14 protein-coding genes, 1 tRNA gene, 1 pseudogene and 1 other annotated feature are annotated in these 18,970 nt (G+C 65.5%); of the genes and pseudogenes, 9 read left to right on the forward strand and 7 right to left on the reverse strand.

What is annotated here, in order from left to right; translation table 11 throughout:
• Positions 1-126: 126 nt before the first annotated feature.
• Positions 127-200, reverse strand: a tRNA-Met gene (locus ACOGXA_RS12630).
• Positions 201-363: 163 nt separating this feature from the next.
• On the opposite strand from ACOGXA_RS12630, the gene ACOGXA_RS12635 reads away from it, so the two are divergent.
• The 5 genes and pseudogenes from ACOGXA_RS12635 (at position 364) to ACOGXA_RS12655 (ending at position 4,811) form a co-directional block, all read left to right on the forward strand.
• Positions 364-1,128: an IS3 family transposase gene (locus ACOGXA_RS12635; protein ID WP_419924225.1), complete on the forward strand. Its 765-nt coding sequence runs from the start codon at positions 364-366 to the stop codon at positions 1,126-1,128.
• 47 nt (positions 1,129-1,175) lie between these two features.
• Positions 1,176-2,449, forward strand: a protein-coding gene (locus ACOGXA_RS12640; protein ID WP_419924226.1) for an IS3 family transposase whose coding sequence is annotated in 2 segments (ribosomal slippage) — positions 1,176-1,455 and positions 1,455-2,449 — 1,275 coding nt in all. Because the reading frame shifts where the segments join, the coding sequence is not laid out codon by codon here.
• Positions 1,454-1,582 (forward strand) — a sequence feature (AL1L pseudoknot). It overlaps the preceding gene by 129 nt.
• A 196-nt stretch (positions 2,450-2,645) precedes the next feature.
• A pseudogene (locus ACOGXA_RS12645) lies at positions 2,646-2,795 on the forward strand (DUF5131 family protein); the annotation flags it as partial.
• A gap of 1,368 nt (positions 2,796-4,163) precedes the next feature.
• Positions 4,164-4,403, forward strand: coding sequence for a hypothetical protein (locus ACOGXA_RS12650; protein ID WP_419924227.1), 240 nt, complete (start codon positions 4,164-4,166; stop codon positions 4,401-4,403).
• Positions 4,404-4,406: 3 nt separating this feature from the next.
• Entirely contained in the window at positions 4,407-4,811 is a 405-nt protein-coding gene (locus tag ACOGXA_RS12655) for a retroviral-like aspartic protease family protein (RefSeq protein WP_419924228.1), read from the forward strand.
• A 932-nt stretch (positions 4,812-5,743) separates the two neighbouring features.
• Here ACOGXA_RS12655 and ACOGXA_RS12660 read toward each other — a convergent pair.
• The 5 genes from ACOGXA_RS12660 to ACOGXA_RS12680 form a co-directional block, all read right to left on the reverse strand.
• Positions 5,744-6,001 (reverse strand): hypothetical protein, encoded by a 258-nt coding sequence (locus ACOGXA_RS12660; RefSeq protein WP_419924229.1) that lies wholly within the window; start codon positions 5,999-6,001, stop codon positions 5,744-5,746.
• A 196-nt stretch (positions 6,002-6,197) separates the two neighbouring features.
• Positions 6,198-7,112 (reverse strand): hypothetical protein, encoded by a 915-nt coding sequence (locus tag ACOGXA_RS12665; protein WP_419924230.1) that lies wholly within the window; start codon positions 7,110-7,112, stop codon positions 6,198-6,200.
• A 94-nt stretch (positions 7,113-7,206) separates the two neighbouring features.
• A complete protein-coding gene (locus ACOGXA_RS12670) occupies positions 7,207-8,346 on the reverse strand; it encodes an MFS transporter (RefSeq protein WP_419924231.1) in 1,140 nt (379 codons plus the stop codon).
• A gap of 61 nt (positions 8,347-8,407) precedes the next feature.
• Positions 8,408-9,172: a nitrilase-related carbon-nitrogen hydrolase gene (locus ACOGXA_RS12675; RefSeq protein WP_419924232.1), complete on the reverse strand. Its 765-nt coding sequence runs from the start codon at positions 9,170-9,172 to the stop codon at positions 8,408-8,410.
• Complete coding sequence (locus ACOGXA_RS12680; protein WP_419924233.1) at positions 9,169-10,335, reverse strand: pyridoxal phosphate-dependent aminotransferase; 1,167 nt, start codon at positions 10,333-10,335, stop codon at positions 9,169-9,171. The genes ACOGXA_RS12675 and ACOGXA_RS12680 overlap by 4 nt, the downstream gene beginning before the upstream one ends.
• A 67-nt stretch (positions 10,336-10,402) precedes the next feature.
• On the opposite strand from ACOGXA_RS12680, the gene ACOGXA_RS12685 reads away from it, so the two are divergent.
• The 3 genes from ACOGXA_RS12685 (at position 10,403) to otsB (ending at position 16,792) form a co-directional block, all read left to right on the forward strand.
• Positions 10,403-12,637: an arylsulfatase gene (locus ACOGXA_RS12685; protein WP_419924234.1), complete on the forward strand. Its 2,235-nt coding sequence runs from the start codon at positions 10,403-10,405 to the stop codon at positions 12,635-12,637.
• Between the two features lie 169 nt (positions 12,638-12,806).
• A complete protein-coding gene (locus tag ACOGXA_RS12690) occupies positions 12,807-14,207 on the forward strand; it encodes an alpha,alpha-trehalose-phosphate synthase (UDP-forming) (RefSeq protein WP_419924235.1) in 1,401 nt (466 codons plus the stop codon).
• A 41-nt stretch (positions 14,208-14,248) separates the two neighbouring features.
• Entirely contained in the window at positions 14,249-16,792 is a 2,544-nt protein-coding gene (gene otsB / locus ACOGXA_RS12695) for a trehalose-phosphatase (RefSeq protein WP_419924236.1), read from the forward strand.
• Between the two features lie 16 nt (positions 16,793-16,808).
• Here otsB and ACOGXA_RS12700 read toward each other — a convergent pair whose 3' ends face one another.
• Positions 16,809-17,075, reverse strand: coding sequence for a hypothetical protein (locus ACOGXA_RS12700; protein WP_419924237.1), 267 nt, complete (start codon positions 17,073-17,075; stop codon positions 16,809-16,811).
• Between the two features lie 208 nt (positions 17,076-17,283).
• Here ACOGXA_RS12700 and ACOGXA_RS12705 point away from each other — a divergent pair, with 208 nt between their 5' ends.
• The gene (locus ACOGXA_RS12705; RefSeq protein WP_419926982.1) at positions 17,284-18,966 is read left to right on the forward strand and encodes an ABC transporter family substrate-binding protein; all 1,683 of its coding nucleotides are present in this window, start codon (positions 17,284-17,286) and stop codon (positions 18,964-18,966) included.
• Positions 18,967-18,970: the final 4 nt, after the last annotated feature.

The following is an 18,970-nucleotide window of genomic DNA, read 5'->3' on the forward strand; positions in this document are numbered from 1 at the left end:
GATCTGGTCCGCATCATGCGGCATCGACAGAAGGCGGCGACATGTCTGATTCGAACTGTCCCGCCAAGAGCCCGGCTGGCGGCTGGCAGGGGGCTTCGGCGCTCACGGCTGGCGACCTGATAAGAGTGGCGGGGGCGGGATTTGAACCCGCGACCTTCGGGTTATGAGCCCGACGAGCTACCAGACTGCTCCACCCCGCGTCGAGTGGAGTGACCACTCTACCCCCCTCCCGCCGGGCTGTCACCTGGTTTTCTGGATGTGTCCAAAGGAAAGCAAAGGGTGCAACCCAACTGAGGATTCAGCTTGCGAAAAGTGAACCTCTCCGGGTATTGCGCGGGCTCCGACCCTTGAGAGGATGGAGCCATGACAGAGCAGCGACGCCGGGGGAAATACCCGGATGAGATGCGCGAGCGCGTGGTGCGGATGGTGTTCGAGGCCCAGCGGGGCTGCGGTTCGCAGTGGGAGGCGGTCTCGTCGGTGGCTGAGAAGCTGGGGCCGACGCCTGAGACGGTGCGCAATCAGGTGCGCCGGATGGAGATCGATGCGGGGCGCCAGCTGGCGTCGGCGCGCTCGAAGCGAGATGAAGCCCTCAAAGTCGAGATCGCTCGGGTGCATGCGGAGAACTTCGGGGGGTATGGGGCGCCCAAGGTGTGGGCCCAGCTCAACCGCGAGTGGCATTGGGTGGCCTGCTGCACCGTGGAGCGGCTGATGCGCGACCTGGGCCTTCGCGGCGTGACGCGGGGCAAGCTGAGGCGCACCACCGTCGCCGACACAGCCGCTGAGCGGCCTCGGGACCTTGCCGAACGCCGGTTCTCGGCGCGCCCTCCCCGAACCGATTGTGGGCTCGCCCTCCAGCGTCAAGCGGGCCATGGCGCGCCGCGATCTGTTGCAGCCGGTGCGATATCAGGGCGAGCGTCGCCAGCTCGCCGCCGCACGCCGCGAGGTGTTCGTGGATCCGCCTGTGCGCCGCAACCGTGTCTGGCAGACGGACTTCACCTCCTTCGAGACCGCCGCCGAGGGCATCTGGCGGCTGTGCCCGGTGGTGGACTACGCCACCAAGGCCGCGCTGGCTTGCCCGATCACACCCACCCAGGGCGCCACCGACCTCATCGCCGCCCTCCAGAGTGAATCACCCCGTGTTTTGTGGAGGCTCTGTTCCTTGAGAGGATGGAGCAATGCCAAATCATGGGAGATATCCCGCCGAGTTGCGTGAGCGGGCGGTGCGGATGGTGCTGGACAACGAGCGGCATCACGGGTCGCAGTGGGAGGCGGTCTGCTCGGTCGCTGACAAGCTGGGCCCGTCGGCGGAGACGGTGCGCAATCAGGTGCGCCGAGCGGAGGTCGACGGCGGGATGCGCCCGGGGGTGACGACCGCGGAGCGCGGGCGGCTCCAAAAGCTCGAGCGCGAGAACCGCGAGCTGCGCCGGGCTAACGAGATATTGAAAGCGGCGTCGGCTTTCTTCGGGGCGGAGCTCGACCGCCAGTCCAGGCTGTAGTGGCGTTCATCGACGCCTACCGGCACCGGTTCGGGGTCGAGCCGATCTGCGCGGTGCTCACAGAGCACGGCGTCGGGATCGCCCCGTCCACCTACTGGGCGGCCAAAAAGCGGGCCCCGTCGGAGCGTGCTTTGCGCGACGCCCGGCTGCGCCCGGTGATCGCTAGGGCGCACAAGGCGAACTACGGCGCCTACGGCGCGGCCAAGGTGTGGGACCACCTAAACCGCGTCGAGGGCGTGCGGGTGGCCCGCTGCACCGTCGAGCGGCTGATGGGCCAGATGGGCCTGGCGGGCGCCCGCCGGGGCAAAAAGCCCCGCACCACCACGCCCGCCGCCGGCGAGATGCCCGAGGACATCGTGAACAGGGACTTCGGCGCCGACGCCCCGGATCGGCTGTGGCTCGCTGACCTCACCTGGGTGCGGACCCGCTCCGGCTGGGTCTACATGGCGTTCGTCGTCGACGCCTACTCCCGCCGGGTCCTGGGCTGGCAGGCGTCGCGCTCTTTGCGCACCGAGTTGGCGCTCGACGCTTTGGACATGGCCATCGCCGCCCGCCGGCGCTGCGGCCACAGCATCGACAAAGCCGTCCACCACAGCGACCGCGGATCGCAATATGTGTCGATCCGCTACAGCCAGCGCCTCGACGACAACGACATCGTCGCCTCGGTCGGCAGCAAAGGCGACAGCTACGACAACGCCATGATCGAGAGCTTCAACGGCCTGTTCAAATGGGAACTCATCTACCCGCACGGCCCCTGGCAGGGACAAAGCGACGTCGAGTTCGCCACCCTCGAATACATCGACTGGTACAACAACCGACGCAGCCACAGCCAACTCCTCAAAGGCCGATACACCTACACCACCCCCGCCGACCACGAAACCGCCTACCACAACAACACCACAGCCACCCCGGCCGTGACCCAACAAAAACAGTCTCTACCAAACCCGGCGTGATTCACTGCTGCCTACAACGCGGCAAAACCAAACGAGAAGACATCCGAGCCCTCAAACGCAATATGTCAGACCGCATCCACACCACCCTCCAAACCACCCCAAAATTGACATAGGAGCTCAACTAGATGAACCCCTAAGGCATGGGTCCGCCGAAGCCAGCTTCTTGACTGTCACACCGTGGTCCTACAGTGGAGACGTGGCTGACAAGTCGGCGATCGAGTGGACCGAGGCAACGTGGAACCCGACCACCGGTTGCGACCGCACATCGCCGGGATGCGATCGTTGCTATGCGCTCACGCTGTCGAAGCGGCTCAAGGCGATGGGCTCGCCGAAGTACCAGAATGAAGTCGCCGTGAAGAAGTTCAAGGACGGGTTGTGGGAGGTCGATGGTGTCTCAGGTCAGCGGTTCCGAGACCCGCGCTATCCCAACCAGATGTCCTTCGACATTCTGAGCCCGGACATCACCCCATTAGAGAACCGCTTCTTGGAACTGCTTGATGAGCGCGACTACAACATGGCGGAGTTCCGCAAGTATGCCCTCCTCGAGACGATCTACAAAGAGACCCACGTCAAGGACGCTGTGGACCGGCTCATAGAGCGGCGCCGAGTAAATCAGGTTAGAACCGGCCATTCCTTTGAGGACCGCGTGTTTAGCTTGGCAGAACCGCAACTGTTTTGATGGCCTCCACACACTGCGCGAGAGGAACACCCTAGCCAGAGAGCTGAACATGCTGGGCGGGCACTGAATGTTCGCGCAATCAGTCGACCACAACAGCCATCGGATCATGAGCAGGATGGGCGACTTCGGGGCGCATATCTGGTTCGTCCTTGCAAGTCTGACGTGGCGGGGACTCCCCCTCCCTCGTCTGGCAGAAGATCGATGGCACAAGATGCTCAGCGAAAGGTCACACGTCCACGCTTCGCCTGACGCCAACGACAAATCTTGGTATCCGCTTGGACCTCACCGAATATTGGACAAGCTGCGTGAAATCCGGGGAAGTTCGATGAGCATGTTGTCGGCTGCGACCCCGGGAGAGGTCAGCAGGGACCTGGCCGAAGCTTGGAAAGACGACCCCATGCTGGAGCCGTTGGCAGAGCGGTACAAGGCGCTGGTGACGGAGCGCAATCATCTCGCTCACTCACACCCGGCGACCGAAAATCGGGACGGAGGTTCCCTTCAACGGCTCTTTCGACATTACATAATGGCCAAGAATCGCCCGGCAACGGTGATGTGGATTACACCGGAGTGGCTGGATGAGTTCGCCGCCGTGGCTCGTGCGCTATACAGAGACTTCCATACGGTAGCACACAAAGGATAGTCCCGCAACGCTCCGCCGCACAGTGTTCACTAGGTCTGCGATACGGTCCCGGAGCTTCAGAGTTCAGGAAACGAGGCTGGAGCCGAGGCACGTCCCAACACAGCTGGACATTGGACGAAACGACCGTCGTCGTTCTTCACCCTGACGAGGCACGCGGACTGGAGTTCGACGCTGCCGTAGTCGTCGAGCCAGGGGAATTTCCAGAGAACGTCGGACGGCAAGGCGTGTTGTACACGAGCCTCGCCAGAGCTGGCAAGGATCTCACTGTCGTCCACTCCCAGCGGCTCCCACACCACCTCCGCCCTCCCGGCCACCTGCCCCACAAAGCCGCTCGTTGAGCCCCGCCCCGCCGGGCGATACGCTTGAGTCCGGCAACAGCACAGGAGGCGTCTCGGATGCCCGGTCAAGCACAAGCCAATTACGAGGCATATGTCGCCAAGCACCAAGCGGACATGGAGCGAGACCACAGGGGGAAGATCGCTTTGATGCACGACGGAGAAATAGTCGGCATCTACAACGACGACGGCGATGCCTATGAAATCGGATGCGACAAATTCGGGCTCGGCAATTTCTCTGCGATAGAGGTCGGGGCGGAGCCCATCGACCTCGGCATCCTCGCGTTCGCATTCGACTGACCGATGCCGACAATCAGTGTCCCAGCGCGGGACGGCAAGATCCTGATTGACGTCGCGGTCTTCATGCCCCGCTCCGACCGTCAAGACCCAGAACCGTTCCGGGCCCTGGTCGACACTGGCGCACAAGTCAGCGCCATAGGGCCAAGCGTGGTCGAGCAGTTCGGGGCCGACCCGTATCTCACCACCACGATGAGAACCGCTTCGGGCGTGGCCGAGCCAGCCCACCTGTTCCGAGCGGTCATCGGGATCGCCGCACCGGACCCCGACGCGGCCGAGTTCCTCTGGGTCCCCGTCAACGCAATCGGCCTAGCCCGCGCACAATCCGGATACCACGCGATCGTGGGAATGGACGTACTCGCCCACGTCCACGCCAGCCTCATCAAGGGAACCCTCACCCTCAGCTATTGAACCGCCGCAACACCACCACTCTCACATACCAAGACCGAAAAAGGGGGACAGATCAACCCAAAACAACGAACTCGGGGCGTGTCCCGTAGTGATGGACGATGCGCACAAGTGCTGCCTCTGCGAGTCGTCTTGCAACCCGGCTGCGCTCAGGTCGGGCTTCCATGCATCACCTCGCGAAGATGCTCGGCAGCTTCTTCGCCTCGAACTCCCGACTTGCGCAGATCGACATACACCCGAGGCCATGGTGCGACCCAGAGTCCGTCAACCTCGGTGGCGAGACGGCGGGTGACAGCCGTTGGGAAGGGTCTCAGGGTGAGCTGCCCGCCGGCGATCGGCCGTAGTCCGGCGCCGCGGGCTGCGGATTCAAGACCGACAACTGAATGAGCGTCGACATAGACCTCGGCTGTTGAGACGGTTGCCATATATGGGGCAATGACCGATGCGGCTGCCGCTCCGGTTGATGCCCAGAGGACTCCCGATTGACCCCACAGGCGCCCTACTTCGACAAGGCTGGCAATGGGGTCTTGCCCCACTGCGCCAACCGTCAACGATGGCGTACTAGATATCGGTGCCGCTGCCGACGCATAGGCATTGAGAAATTGCTCCTGGTCGCTAATTCGGCGACCAGACTCTCGACCCCGCATCGCATCAGCCTCAAGCAACCCGAGACCAGTCAAGACTCGGAGGGCGTTCACACAGCTTCCAGTCGATAGGCCGGTAGCCGAGCGGACCTCAGAAACCGTCGGTTTGATGCCGCACAGAATTGCTTCCGCAACGGCAAGCACCGCTGGTGTCCAGCGCAAGGGCGGCTCGACGGGCACCGGCGGTTGCCCAGAGCGGGAATCGATGACCGACGCAATAGCAACTTCCGCCGCTCCCGTCTCGTCGATCCATCCGATGCCCTCCTCGGACATCCTTGCTTTTGCTCCAGGTTAGAAACGGCGCGCCACAGCGATGTCAGGCTTGTTTTCATGACGGGCGAGCAAGTCGTTTACGTCTCCTAGGTTCCCTTCGCCGACCCACCTGACTTCCAGTTCTTGCCCTCCGAGGATCAGGTTCACAGGACGGTTGCCCACTTCGACCTCTTCTTGTGCGGCGCGGGGCAAGACGTTGAGAAATGCTTCTATGGCCCGAGACCCAGTATTTCTGGGCGACACTTGGGTTCGCTCCATGGCTAATACCTCAGTCATTTACAATATCTCAGTGTGGTACTGATCTATCAATAATTGCTGAGGATTGAAATCAATTGCATCCCGTTGGCTCACGCTGGTCTCTCGTTTCACTGAAGCCCCCTCCCGCCGGGCTGTCACCTGGTTTTCTGGTGGAGTGTGGCGCGGTGACAGCCCGGCGGGTCGCCAGGGGGGATAGGCGATTGGGTAGGGCCGCCTAGCCGGCGCGGCCGGGGGCTTGGATCTCGGCGACGGCGATGCGATGGGGCGGGGCGGTTATTGCCTGGGTGGGAACGGCGGGAGGCGGGTTGGTGCAGGGGGCGCCGTTGAAGATGCACTCCACCACGACATCCCAGTAGGCGGTCACCACCACCCGATAGCGGAGGTCGGGGGCGCTCACCGATGAACGACGGTAATGGTGGAAGCAGCTGGACGGCTGATCGAGCGGGTCGCGGGCGAGGTCGAAGGCCGCCACCTCGTCGGCGTCGCACCAAATCGTGCTGCCGTCGCCCATGTCGACCCGCAGAAAGCCCAGGCGGCGGGGGTAGGCGGTGGCGATGACGCTCAGCTCTTGCCCGTTGAGCGTGGCGGTGGCCGTCTCCGACACCGGAGTTCGGTCGGCGGCCGGCACCCACACATAGGTGGGGATCTGGACGAGGGTGACGATGCCCGGCGCCATTTGCGTGGCCGGTTCGGGGATGGCCAGCCTGCCCCAGGCCTCGTTGCCCAGCCGGGCCGTCTCCACTGCGGTGGGCGAACGGGGATTTAGCGGCAGGACAGGCTGACGAGCCCAGAAGGCGGCGAGCCGGATCGCCCCGCCGATCGGGCAGAGCTTGAGGATGTTTCCGCCGCCGGGGTCGGGGGCGACGAAATAGTCGTTCTCCAACCAGGCGTTCAACTCAGCGAAGCTGCCCTGTCTCCGGTAGCAGGATGGCGTCGGATTGCCAGGGGCGGCATCAGACGGCTCAAGACCGGGCACAAGCACCTCGATCCAGTCTCCGTGTTCCACCTCCCCGCCTTCGGCCTCGGCAAAGGCGCCTTCATCTAGTGGGTGCTCGGCGACGGCCGCCTCGGGAGAAACGGCAATGGCGAACAAGGCCAGGGCAGAGGCCAGCAAGGTGGATCTTCGCATTGAACTTCCTTTCGGGTCATTGGGAGCGCACTCAGCGCGACAAGGGGGAAGTTCAGAGGGAAGGCTCTAACTCTGCCTTACACCACTTTCAATGTCAATAGATATATTTCGTCTGCGGACGCGCCACCGTTCGGCTCACCACCAGGGCCACCACAGAGAGCGACCCGCCCACGAAGAAGGCCACCGGGCGAGACGACAGCGCCACCACCGCCCCCAGGATCAGACCGCCCAGCCCCACGGCCAAGTCGAAGGCAATGCTGAAGGTGCCGATGGCCTGGCTGCGCCGATTGGCCGGCGCCGACTCCACGGCCATGACAAACAGGGCGGGAAACAAAAACGTCTGGCCCACCGCCAACAGGGCGGTGCCCAAGAAGACCCCGACGATGTGCTGCCACAGGGCGATGGTCCACATCCCAGATGCCGAGAACAGATACGACATGGTGCTGGTGCGCTGGGGACCCAATTGGTCGGGCAGGCGGGCCAGCACGATGCGCAGGCTGATCACCATCACCGCGAAAGTGGTGAACACCGCTCCGGTGTGGGCGAACCCGATGTGTTCGACGTGCAGTGCGATGAACGCCAAGAACCCGGAGTACCCCATGAGCCCCAGGCCCAGCAGCAGGGCCGGCCGGGTGGCGGGCCAGTGGATGAATGAGGTCGGCCATCCCACCGGCGCGTTCTCGGGACGACCGGAAATGGACATCGCCCCCAATACGGTGCCGGTTGCGCACAGCGCCCCGCCCATGATCCACACCGCGTCGGCGCTGAACGCCTCGTTCAGGGCTTCGCCGATGATGGGGCCCACCGCGAGCCCGGTGTACACGGTGACCGAGAAGTACGAGGTGGCCTCGCCCCGGCGGTCTTCGGGGGCCATGTCCTGGGCGGCGGCCGCGATGCCCACGAAGAAAGCGGCCTCGCCCAGGCCGGTGAGCAGTCGGAACAGCACCGCCACTGCCACGTTCACCGCCCACAGATTGCCGAGGATGCCGAAACCGGCCAGCGCGCAGCCCCACACCACTACGAAGCGACGACCCCGGGAGTCGCCCAGCGGGCCGACGAGCGGGCGGGCCACCGCAGCCGACAGGCCGAACCCGCCGACGGCCAGCCCGACTGCCACCGGTCCTCCGCCCAGGTCGTTCTCCACGAAGCCGGGCAGCACCGGGTAAACCAGTCCCAGCGACATGAAATAGAAGATGCCGCACAGGCACAGCACCACGAATTTGGCCGTGATCAACGGCTGAGGCTCGCCGGACACCATCTAGACGACGATCAGCGGTTGGGCCAACACCGGCGGTTTATCGCCGGTCTTGGAGGAACGGAAAGCGGGACCGGATTCTCTCCACCGCCGAGAGGTCGATGTCGGCGGCCAGCACGGCTTCTTGTCCCTTTGGCCCGCGGGCCACCTCGACCCCGAACGGGTCGATGACCACCGAATCGCCGGCGTAGTCCAGTCCTCCCCCTGAGCCCACCCGGTTCACTCCCACCACATAGGCCTGGTTCTCGATGGCCCGGGCCACCAGCAGCGCCGACCAATGGGCCCGGCGGGCCGCCGGCCAGTTGGCCACCACCACGTAGCAGTCGGTGTCATGGGCCCGCGTCCAGAACTCGTCGGAAAACCGCAGGTCGTAGCACACGAACGGGGTTACCCTCACCCCTTCGACGGTAACGGTCAGCCGAGCGCGGCCCGCGGCGTAATGGTTGTGCTCGCCGCCGTAGGTAAACGGGTGGATCTTGTCGTAGGAGGCAACCGTCCCGTCGGGGCCGGCCAGCACGAACCGGTTGTAGGGCAGCGCAGGCCCAACGGGATCCTGCACCGGAATCGAACCGCACACCCACACTCCATGGGTCGAAGCCTGATCGACCAAGAAGCCCGTGCTGGGCCCGTCGGGTGGCTCAGACACCCGGTCGGTCTCCATGGAGAACCCGGTGGAGAACATCTCGGCCAGCACCACCAGCCGGGCACCGTCGGCCGCGGCCTGGGCCACCATGGGGCCGAGCTGCTCGAAGTTGGCCTTCGGATCCTCCCAGGCGATGTCGTGCTGAACGGCGGCGACCCTCATGGTTGCGCCCCCAGTTTGGCCAAGCGCTCCACCGCCTCATCGAGCACCTCGGGACGCTTGCAGAAGGCGAACCGCACCAGGTGACGTCCCTCGTCTTCATTGTCGTAGAACACCACGTTGGGCACGGCCACCAACCCGCACCACGCAGGCAGCTTGCGGCACAGCGCCATGCCGTCGTCGAAGCCCAACGGGCGCGCATCAGCGGTCACAAAATAGGTGCCTGCCGGCCGGTAGACCTCGAATCCAGCGGCGGCCAGCCCGTCGGAAAGCTGGTCGCGCCGGGCCATCATGGCGGACCGCAGTCCGTCGAAGTAGTCGTCGCCCAGCCTCAGACCCACTGCGATGGCGTGTTGGAACGGCGCCCCATTGACGAAGGTCAAGAACTGCTTGGCGGTGGTTACCGCGTCGCGCAGCTCCGGAACGGCGCAAACCCAGCCGATCTTCCATCCGGTGAACGAGAAGGTCTTCCCCCCCGAAGACACCGAGATGGTGCGCTCCCGCATTCCCGGCATCGTGGCCATCGGGATGTGCTCGCCGTCGTAGGCCAAGTGCTCGTACACCTCGTCGGTCACCGCCAGCAGGTCATGTCGGCGGCATAGCTCGGCGATCAGTTCGAGCTCACCCCGGTCGAACACCTTGCCGGTGGGGTTGTGGGGCGAGTTCACCACGATCATCCTGGTGTGGGGGCCGATGGCCGCGGCCAGCTCGTCGGGGTCGAACCGGTAGTCGGGAGGCCGCAGCGTCACCAGCCGCCGCTGAGCCCCGGCCATGGCGATGCCGGCTATATGGGAGTCGTAATAGGGCTCGAACAGCACCACCTCGTCGCCCGGCGCCAAAAGCGACAACATGACCGCAGCGATGGCCTCCGTGGCCCCCGCGGTGATTAGCACCTCGGTTTCGGGATCGAAGTCCAAGTCGTAGAACCGCTTCTGGTGCTCGGCCACCGCCATTCGCAGATCGGCAATCCCCAACCCCGGCGGATACTGGTTGTGCCCCGCCCGAATGGCTGCCACCGCGGCGTCGGCCACCTCCTGAGGACCATCGGTATCAGGAAACCCCTGCCCCAAATTGATGGCCCCCGTGGATAGGGCCAACGCCGACATCTCCGCAAAAATCGTGGTCCCGAACTCCGCCAACCGCTCATTCAACAACCGCTCAGGCACGGCAGAAGCCTAACGGCCACCAGGTTTGCTTCTGTGCCCGATATGCCAGATGTGCTAGCAACCACTCATGACCTTCAACAACCAACCCTACGGCGGCACTATCGGCAACACCGTCGCCGACTCCACCCCCTGGTGGCCCGATCCCGTCACCCCGCCCCCCGGCAGCCCCAACGTGGTCATGGTGGTGCTCGACGACGTCGGCTTCGCCGACCTGGGCTGCTTCGGCGCCGAGATCGACACCCCCGTCATGGACGCCCTGGCCGCCAACGGGCTGCGCTACAACAACTTCCACACCACCGCCATCTGCTCCCCCACCCGGGCCTGCCTGCTCACCGGGCGCAACCACCATTCGGTGGGCATGGCGGTGGTCAGCAACTGGGACACCGGCTTTCCCGGCTGCACCGGTCGCATCAGCAACCGGGCGGCCACGCTGGCCGAGATGCTCCGCCCCGCGGGCTACTCCACGTTCGCGGTGGGCAAATGGCATCTGGCGCCCATCGAGGACACCACACCGGCCGGTCCCTTCGACCAGTGGCCGCTCCAGCGGGGGTTCGACCGGTACTACGGGTTCTTGGACGGCGCCACCAACCAATGGGATCCCGACCTCGTGGCCGACAACCACCACATCGACCCCCCCGACAAGCCCGGCTACCACGTCACCGAAGATCTGGTTGACCAGGCCATCGGCATGGTCACCGCCCAGACCTCGGCATGGCCCGAACGCCCGTTCTTCCTGTACCTGTGCTTCGGCACCGGCCACTATCCGATCCACGCCCCCAATCCCTACATCGACCGCTACAACGGGCGCTACAACACCGGCTGGGGCGCCATCCGCGAGGAACGCTTCGCCCGCCAAAAGGAACTAGGCATCATCCCCGAAGACACCGAGCTGCCCCCGTTCAACCCCGGCGTGCCCCAATGGGAGGAGCTGAGCGCCGACGAGCAGCGGTTGGCCACCCGGATGCAGCAGGCCTACGCCGGGATGCTCACCCACACCGATGAGCACCTGGGCCGGCTCATGGCCACGCTCCAGGAGATCGGCCAGGCCGACAACACCGTGTTCGTGCTGTTGTCCGACAACGGGGCCACCCAGGAGGGCGGCCCTTCGGGCCATGAGAACGCCATGCGCTTCATCAACGGCCTCGAACCCCGTTCCATCGACCAGCAGTTGGCCGACATCGACGAGATCGGCGGACCTAACTCGTGGATGGCCTACCCCATGGGCTGGGCCATGGCCGGCAACACCCCGCTCAAGTGGTACAAGCAGAACACCCACGCCGGCGGGGTGCGGGATCCGCTTATCATCTCCTGGCCCGCCGGGATCTCCGACACAGGGGCGGTGCGCACCCAATACCACCATGTGAGCGACATCGCCCCCACTCTGTTGGAGGCCATCGGCCTCGAGCCACCCGCAGAGATGGCCGGGGTGGCCCAGATGCCGATGGAGGGCACCAGCATGGTCTACTCCTTTTCCAACGCTGAAGCCCCTACCGCCAAGGCCGACCAGTACTACGAGATGCTGGGCCACCGGGCCATGTGGGTCGATGGCTGGAAGGCGGTGACCCGGCACATCCAGGGAGAGAGCTTCGACGACGACCGCTGGGAGCTGTACCACCTGGATCGAGACTTCTCCGAGGCTCGAGACTTGGCCGACGCCGAGCCCGAGCGGCTAGCCGCCCTCATCGACCGCTGGTGGGGAGCGGCCCGCGACTATCAGGTGCTGCCCCTAGACGACCGCATCCTGGAGCGGTTCCATGTGCCCAAGCCCCGGCCCATCACCAGCCGGTCGCGGTTCGTGTACTACCCGGGGGCCTACATCCCCAGCGACGGCTGCCCCGATCTCAAGAACGTGTCCTATGAGATAGCCGTCGAACTTGAGCGAGCCGACGGCGACGACGGCACCCTGATGGCCTGCGGCGACGTGGCGTCGGGGTTCGCACTGTTCGTGCAGGACGGCCATCTGGTGTGGGACTACAACATGGCCTGGGAGCACTACGTGGCTGTGTCGGCCGAGGCGCTGCCCGCCGGACAGCTCACCGTGGCCGCGGCCTTCGAGCGCACCGGCAGCTACGCCGGCAGCGGCCGACTGCTGGTAAACGGCGTCGAGGTCGGATCAGTAGCCATGCCCCAAACCCACAACACCCATATCCACGCGGTGGGCATCAGCGTGGGCTTCACCAAGGCCCCATCCCCTAGCCCCCGCTACAGCGGCCAATTCCCGTTCACTGGCACCCTTAGCCAGGTGGTGATTGATGTCGCTGACGACCGAGAACTACCCGGTCAGCTCCTAATTATTGACTGACTGCATCCATTTTCAGTCATTTATATGAAACGCCACAATTCCCCGATAACGTGACGAGTGGCTCCGCCCCGAATCGGCAACAAACGGACTCGGCCACCCGGGGCGGGGCCACCTCGCCAAACAGCCTAACAACCCGTGTTCCCGGTTGGCAGCGCGATATTTTGGCCAGGTGGCTGCCAGCGATCAGAAATGGAGTTTCGTGGTCGCAGCCAATCGCCTCCCGGTGAGGCGGGTGTGGGAGGGTGACACAGCCAAGTGGGTTCCCAGTCCCGGCGGGCTGGTGTCGGCTCTGCGACCGGTCATGTCGGGCGATCCCGACGCGGCTTGGGTGGGGTGGACGGGAGTCCCCGGCCCAGGCACCGAGCCGTTCGAGACGGACGGCTTCCAGTGCCACCCAGTGGGCGTCAGCCAGGGGGAGCTCCAGCTTTTCTATGAGGGGTTTTCCAACGCCACCCTGTGGCCGCTGTTCCACGATGCCCTGGTGCCGCCCGAATACCACCGCACCTGGTGGGATGCCTACCGAACCGTCAACCAGCGCTACGCCGCCGCTGTGGCGCACTTGGCCGCCCCCGGCGCCACCGTGTGGATCCACGATTACCACCTGCTGCTGGTGCCCGCTTTCTTGCGAAAAGCCCGGCCCGATCTGCGGATCGGATTCTTCCTCCACATCCCCTTCCCGGCCCGCGAGCTGTACATCCGGCTGCCGTGGCGGGCCGAGATCATCGATGGGCTGCTGGGCGCCGATCTGATCGGCCTGCAAACCCCATTGGGCGCCGACAACTTCTGTCGGGCAGTCAACCGGATTACCGGCGCCAAGACCACCGGCAAGACCATCCAGCACGATGGGAGAGCCACCCAGGTGGGTGCCTTCCCCATCGGCATCGACGCTGAGCGGATCAGAGGGCTGACCTCCGACCTCGCGGTGCAGGCCCGAGCGTCAGAGATCCGCCGCACCCTCGGCTCTCCGGCCACCGTGCTGCTGGGGGTAGACCGCCTCGACTACACCAAGGGCATCGAAGTCAGGTTGCGGGCCTTCCGGGAGCTGTTGGCTGAGCGACGGCTGTCGCTGGACCACTGTGTGCTGGTGCAGATCGCCGAGCCCAGCCGGTCGCAGGTCACCGGCTACGCCGAAGTCCGACAGACTGTTGAGCAGATGGTGGGCGACGTGAACGGGAACTTCGGGGTGATGGGCCGACCGGTGGTCCACTACTTGCACCAGAGCCACCCCATCGAAGAGCTGGTGGCCATGTATCTGATCGCCGACGTGATGCTGGTGACCCCGCTTCGAGACGGCATGAACCTGGTGGCCAAGGAGTACGTGGCCAGCCGCCGGGATAACACCGGGGTGCTGGTGCTGTCGGAGTTCACCGGCGCCGCCCAGGAGCTGCGGACCGCCGAGCTGATCAACCCCCACGACATCGAGGGGCTGAAGTCGGCCATGGAGGCCGCCGCCCACCGCTCTGCCGCCGACGCCGAGCCGGCCATGCGGGCCATGAAACGGGTGGTGAGCACCAATACCGCCCAGCGTTGGGCTGAGCGCTTCCTGGCCCGTCTGGAGGCCTGCCCATGACCGGGGCCAGGCTGGCCGGCCCCACCGCACGGGGTCCGATCATGACGGAAACAGAAGTGGATGCCAGGCTCCGGGAGCTGGCTCGGGTTCCGGTGCTTCTGGTGGCCTGCGACTACGACGGCACGCTGGCGCCCATTATCGACAACCCCGACGAGGCACGGCCCACCCGGGAGTCGGTGGCCGCATTGAGGCAGCTTGCCGCCATGCCCGACACCCATGTGGCGGTGATCTCCGGGCGAGCGCTGCGGGACTTGGCCGCGCTCAGCCGCCTGCCCGAGGAGATCCATCTGGTGGGCAGCCACGGCACCGAGTTCGACGTGGGCTTCGCCGACGACCTCTCTCTCGAGCAGCGGGGGCGCCGCCGCCGGGTCCTGGAGGTACTGAACGACATCGCCCGCCGCGACCATGGGTTCATCATCGAGCCCAAGCCGGCGGGCGTCGCCTTCCACTACCGCAAGGCCGATCCCGAGATCGCCGGCCAAGCGGTGGAGGAGGTGCTGCGCGGTCCCGGCAAGTGGGACGGTGTCCACATCAAGACCGGAAAGATGGTGGTGGAGCTGTCGGTGCTCGATCTCAACAAAGGCGAGGCGTTGGACCGGCTGCGAGCCGACGTGTCAGCAGAGGCGGTCGTCTTCGCCGGCGACGACGCCACCGATGAGGATGCCTTCACTCGGCTGGCCGGACCCGACCTGGGCCTCAAGGTGGGGTCCGGTCCGACCCTGGCCCGGGCCCGGTTGGACGACCCCCAGGCAGTGGCTCAAGTGCTGGCCCTTTTGGCCCGGCGGCGGAGGGCGTGGCTGATGGGCGAACACGCCCTGCCCATCGAGCGCCACAGCCTGCTCAGCGACCAGAGGACGGTGGCGCTGGTCACCACCGACGCCTCGGTCAATTGGATGTGCCATCCCCGCGCCGACTCCCCGGCGGTGTTCGCCGGGCTGCTGGGGGGGGCACGAGCCGGCCACTTCTCCATCAGACGCCATGACGACAGCCCGCCCATCTCCCACCGCTATCTGGAAGGCACCATGATCGTCGAGACCCGATGGTCGGACGTGACGGTAACCGACTACCTGGACTGCTCCGACGGGAGGCCAACCGAGCCGGCAGGACGCACCAATCTCATCCGGGCCATCGACGGCACTGGGCGAATCCGCATCGAATTCGCCCCCCGGCTGGATTTCGGCCGGGCCCCCACCGGGCTGCACGTGACCGACGACGGCCTTGAAGTGTGGGGAGCAGCCGAGACCATGATCTTGCTGGCCCCTGGAGTGCCCTGGGACATACAGGGCGACGGTCCCCACCAGACGGCGGTCGCCGAAATCCAACTCGACGGAACACCGCTGAAGCTGGTGCTGCGCCTTGGGGTACACGGGCGGCCTTACCGATCCGATCTGTCGGAGGCCGACCGCCGCCAGGTCACCGAGCGCCACTGGCAGGACTGGGCCCAAGAGCTGGCCTTGCCGGCCGTGGCGAGCGGGGAAGTGGAGCGGTCGGCTCTAGTGCTCAAGGCGCTGTGCCACCAGCCCTCCGGGGCGATGATGGCCGCGGCCACCACCAGCCTGCCCGAGGTGATGGGCGGGGTTCGCAACTGGGACTACCGCTACTGCTGGCCCCGGGACGCCAGCTTGAGCGCGGCAGCATTGGTGGCGCTGGGGAGCTGTCAAGAGGCCTGCGACTTGCTCGACTGGGTCCTCGACCGGGTGGAACACCTGCCCAGTCCCGAACAGCTTCGTCCCGTATATCCCCTGGTGGGCGACGAGGCCCTGCCCGAGGCAGTGCTGCCTGAACTGGCCGGATACGCCGGCAGCCGGCCGGTGCGAATCGGCAACGCGGCCGAGCACCAGGTGCAACTCGACGTGTTCGGCCCGGTGGTGGATCTGGCCTGGCGGCTGTGCGAGGCCGAGGTGACCCTCACCCAGCGGCACTGGGAGGTGGTCAAGGCGGTGGTGGGCGCGGTAGCCGCCCGCTGGCACGAGCCCGACCACGGCATCTGGGAGGAGCGCCGCCCGCCGCGGCATCACGTCCACTCCAAGGTGATGTGCTGGATGGCGGTCGACCGAGCCATCAAGATCGCCCAGCGCCTCGATCCGGAGCTGGCTTCGTACTGGCGGCCGCTGCGCCATCAGATCGCCGCCGATGTGGTGGAGAATGGCTGGAGCGAGCAGCGCCACTCCTACACCACCGCCTACGGGTCGGACGACCTCGACGCCAGCCTGCTGTGGATCGGCTTGAGCGGGCTGTTGCCGGCCACCGACACCAGGTTCGTGTCCACCCTCAAAGCGGTGGAGAGCGATCTGCGAGACGGCCACACCGTGTACCGCTACCGCCACGACGACGGGCTGCCCGGCATCGAGGGCGGGTTCTTGATCTGCACATCCTGGCTAATCGAGGCCTACGTGCTCATCGGCCAACTCGACGACGCCCGAGCCCTGTTCGACCGCTACCTCGACCTCTGCGGCCCCACCGGCCTGCTCCCCGAGCAGTATGACCCCGCCACCGAGCGATTGCTCGGCAACCACCCCCAGGCCTACTCCCACCTCGGGCTGGTCAACGCCGCCATTGCCCTGTCGGCGGTCAACGGCGGCTGAGGAAGAAGACGGACCACTAGTTGGAGGCAGCGGCGCGGAGATCGGCCAGGGTCTCCATCCACCACCGGTTGGTCACGGTGGTGTGGCCGGGGAGCGTGGCCAGGCAGTCGTCAACTTGGGCCACCACCTCGGGGAGACCGCCGGCGGCCAGGCGCAGATCCAGCAGTCCATCCACCACCCGGGAGCGGCTGGTCAGCTCTCCGTCGATGGCGTCCAACAGCCGATCCACCAACTCGGTGATCTCGATCAGGGCCGCTGGTCTGCGGACGGTTTCCAATGTCACTGGTCTCTCTCCTTGGCTTGCGGTAGGAGGTTACAACCGCCGAGCACCCGAATGTGTTCCCGTCGGCCAAATGCTATCGGCAACAGCGACAGTCAGCGAACAGGGTCGCCCCCATCCCCTCTGTGTCGATTAGCCCGGCAGTGTGGCGACAGTCCGCGAGCAGGGTCGCCCCCCTAGCGTGGCCTATAGCGTTGCGGGCGTGGAAGCAATGATGGGAAATGCCTGCAAGAGCCGATGGGTGCCCGTGCTGCTGGCCATCGCGCTATTGGCCGCCGCCTGCGGCAGCAGTGACAATCAAACAGCTCCATCCCCCGACCAGTCAACTGAGCCGCCAGAGGCAACCGCCCCCGCCCCGGCACTCGAAGACGACCATACCGAGGTGGTCATCGGGCTGGAGCAGGAGATCACCAACTTCAACAATCTGACCGCCGCCGACCAGCTCCTGGCCGGTCGCCAGATCATGCGAGCCGTCTGGCCCACCTGCGTTCGGGTCCGCCCTGATTTCTCATTCGAGCCGTACTTCTGCGAGTCGCTTCCCACCGTCATCACCGAGGATCCGCTGGTCGTGGAGTACCGGCTGCGGGAAGACGCCACCTGGAGCGACGGGACTCCGGTCAGCTCCGACGACCTGGTGTTCTTCTTCGAGAACTGCAACGAGGCCGGGGACGACTGCGGCAGCACCGCGGGCTTCGACAGCGCCGAGCTAGAGGTTCTGGACGACAAGGCCGTTCGGCTGAGCTGGCCAGAGGGCCAGCCCTATGTTGAGTACATCCAACTGTTCTCCGGCCCGTTCCCTCCCGCTCATCTGGGCCGTGATTGGAGCGATGGCTTCCGTGCCGACCCCGGAGTCGGCGCCGGCCCCTACGTGGTGGACGACTACAACCCCGGCAGCGATCTGACCCTGGTGGCCAACCCCACCTGGTTCGGCGGCGAGCCCGCCATCGACGAGGTCACGTTCCGGTTCATCAGCGATGTGGGCAACCTGCCACTGGCTCTGGAGAACGGCGAAGTCGACGTGATCTACCCGCAGCCCCAAGTGGACCTGGTGGAGCAGGTCAACCGCATTGGCGGGGTGGAATCCTCCGTCACCTTCGGCCCCACCTGGGAGCACATCACGTTCAATACCGCCGCGGTGCCGCTGGAAGCCCGCAGGGCCGTCGCTCTGGCCCTCGACCGGGAGTTGATCGTGGCCGCACTGATGCGGCCGTTCTCCGAATCAGCCCAGACACTGGGCAACCGGATCTTCGTGAACGGCCAATCCCAGTACGAGGACCACACGCCAGCGGAGTTCCAACAACGGGACCCTGCCGCCGCCCGCGCCGTGCTGGAAGAGGCCGGCTGGGAACTGGACGGCGATGTATACGCCAAAGACGGGCGGCGTCTGAGCCTGCGCATTCGCACCACCGGGGGCAACAACCGCCGGGAGCAATTCCAAGAACTGGTGCAGAACCAGCTTGCCGAGGCCGGCATCGCGATAACCATCGACAACCTGCCCGGAGGCGAGATCTTCGGACCGGTGTTCGGCTCGACCAACGACCCGCCCGGCCCCCCCGGAGACTTCGACTTGGTGATATTCGCCTGGGTGGGCGGACCCCTTCCGGCCGCAGCGGCCCTTCAGGTGTTCGGCACCGGCAGCGACAGCAACCCCGGCGCCTATGTGGACGACCGGGTCAACGACCTGCTCACCGAGGCCACGTTCACCCTCGACCTCGACCGCCAAGCCGAGTTGTTGAACCAGGCCGACGCCCTCATGTGGGAGACGCTGCCCAACATGCCCGTATACCAACTCCCCTTTTTCTTAGCCTGGAACGACAAAATCCAAAACATCCAAGACAACCCCACCGCCGAGAGCTTCACCTGGAACCTCGAAGATTGGGCGCTGGCTAACTAGCTTT

This window comes from Candidatus Poriferisocius sp. (assembly GCF_965208475.1).
Classification (GTDB): domain Bacteria; phylum Actinomycetota; class Acidimicrobiia; order Acidimicrobiales; family Bin134; genus Poriferisocius.

Excerpts from the sequence above, each read along its gene's own strand:
- ACOGXA_RS12635 (WP_419924225.1), top strand. The coding sequence starts at position 364 with ATGACAGAGCAGCGACGCCGGGGGAAATACCCGGATGAGATGCGCGAG.
- ACOGXA_RS12650 (WP_419924227.1), top strand. The coding sequence starts at position 4,164 with ATGCCCGGTCAAGCACAAGCCAATTACGAGGCATATGTCGCCAAGCAC.
- ACOGXA_RS12655 (WP_419924228.1), top strand. The coding sequence starts at position 4,407 with ATGCCGACAATCAGTGTCCCAGCGCGGGACGGCAAGATCCTGATTGAC.
- ACOGXA_RS12660 (WP_419924229.1), bottom strand. The coding sequence starts at position 6,001 with ATGACTGAGGTATTAGCCATGGAGCGAACCCAAGTGTCGCCCAGAAAT.
- ACOGXA_RS12665 (WP_419924230.1), bottom strand. The coding sequence starts at position 7,112 with ATGCGAAGATCCACCTTGCTGGCCTCTGCCCTGGCCTTGTTCGCCATT.
- ACOGXA_RS12675 (WP_419924232.1), bottom strand. The coding sequence starts at position 9,172 with ATGAGGGTCGCCGCCGTTCAGCACGACATCGCCTGGGAGGATCCGAAG.
- ACOGXA_RS12685 (WP_419924234.1), top strand. The coding sequence starts at position 10,403 with ATGACCTTCAACAACCAACCCTACGGCGGCACTATCGGCAACACCGTC.
- otsB (WP_419924236.1), top strand. The coding sequence starts at position 14,249 with ATGACGGAAACAGAAGTGGATGCCAGGCTCCGGGAGCTGGCTCGGGTT.
- ACOGXA_RS12705 (WP_419926982.1), top strand. The coding sequence starts at position 17,284 with ATGATGGGAAATGCCTGCAAGAGCCGATGGGTGCCCGTGCTGCTGGCC.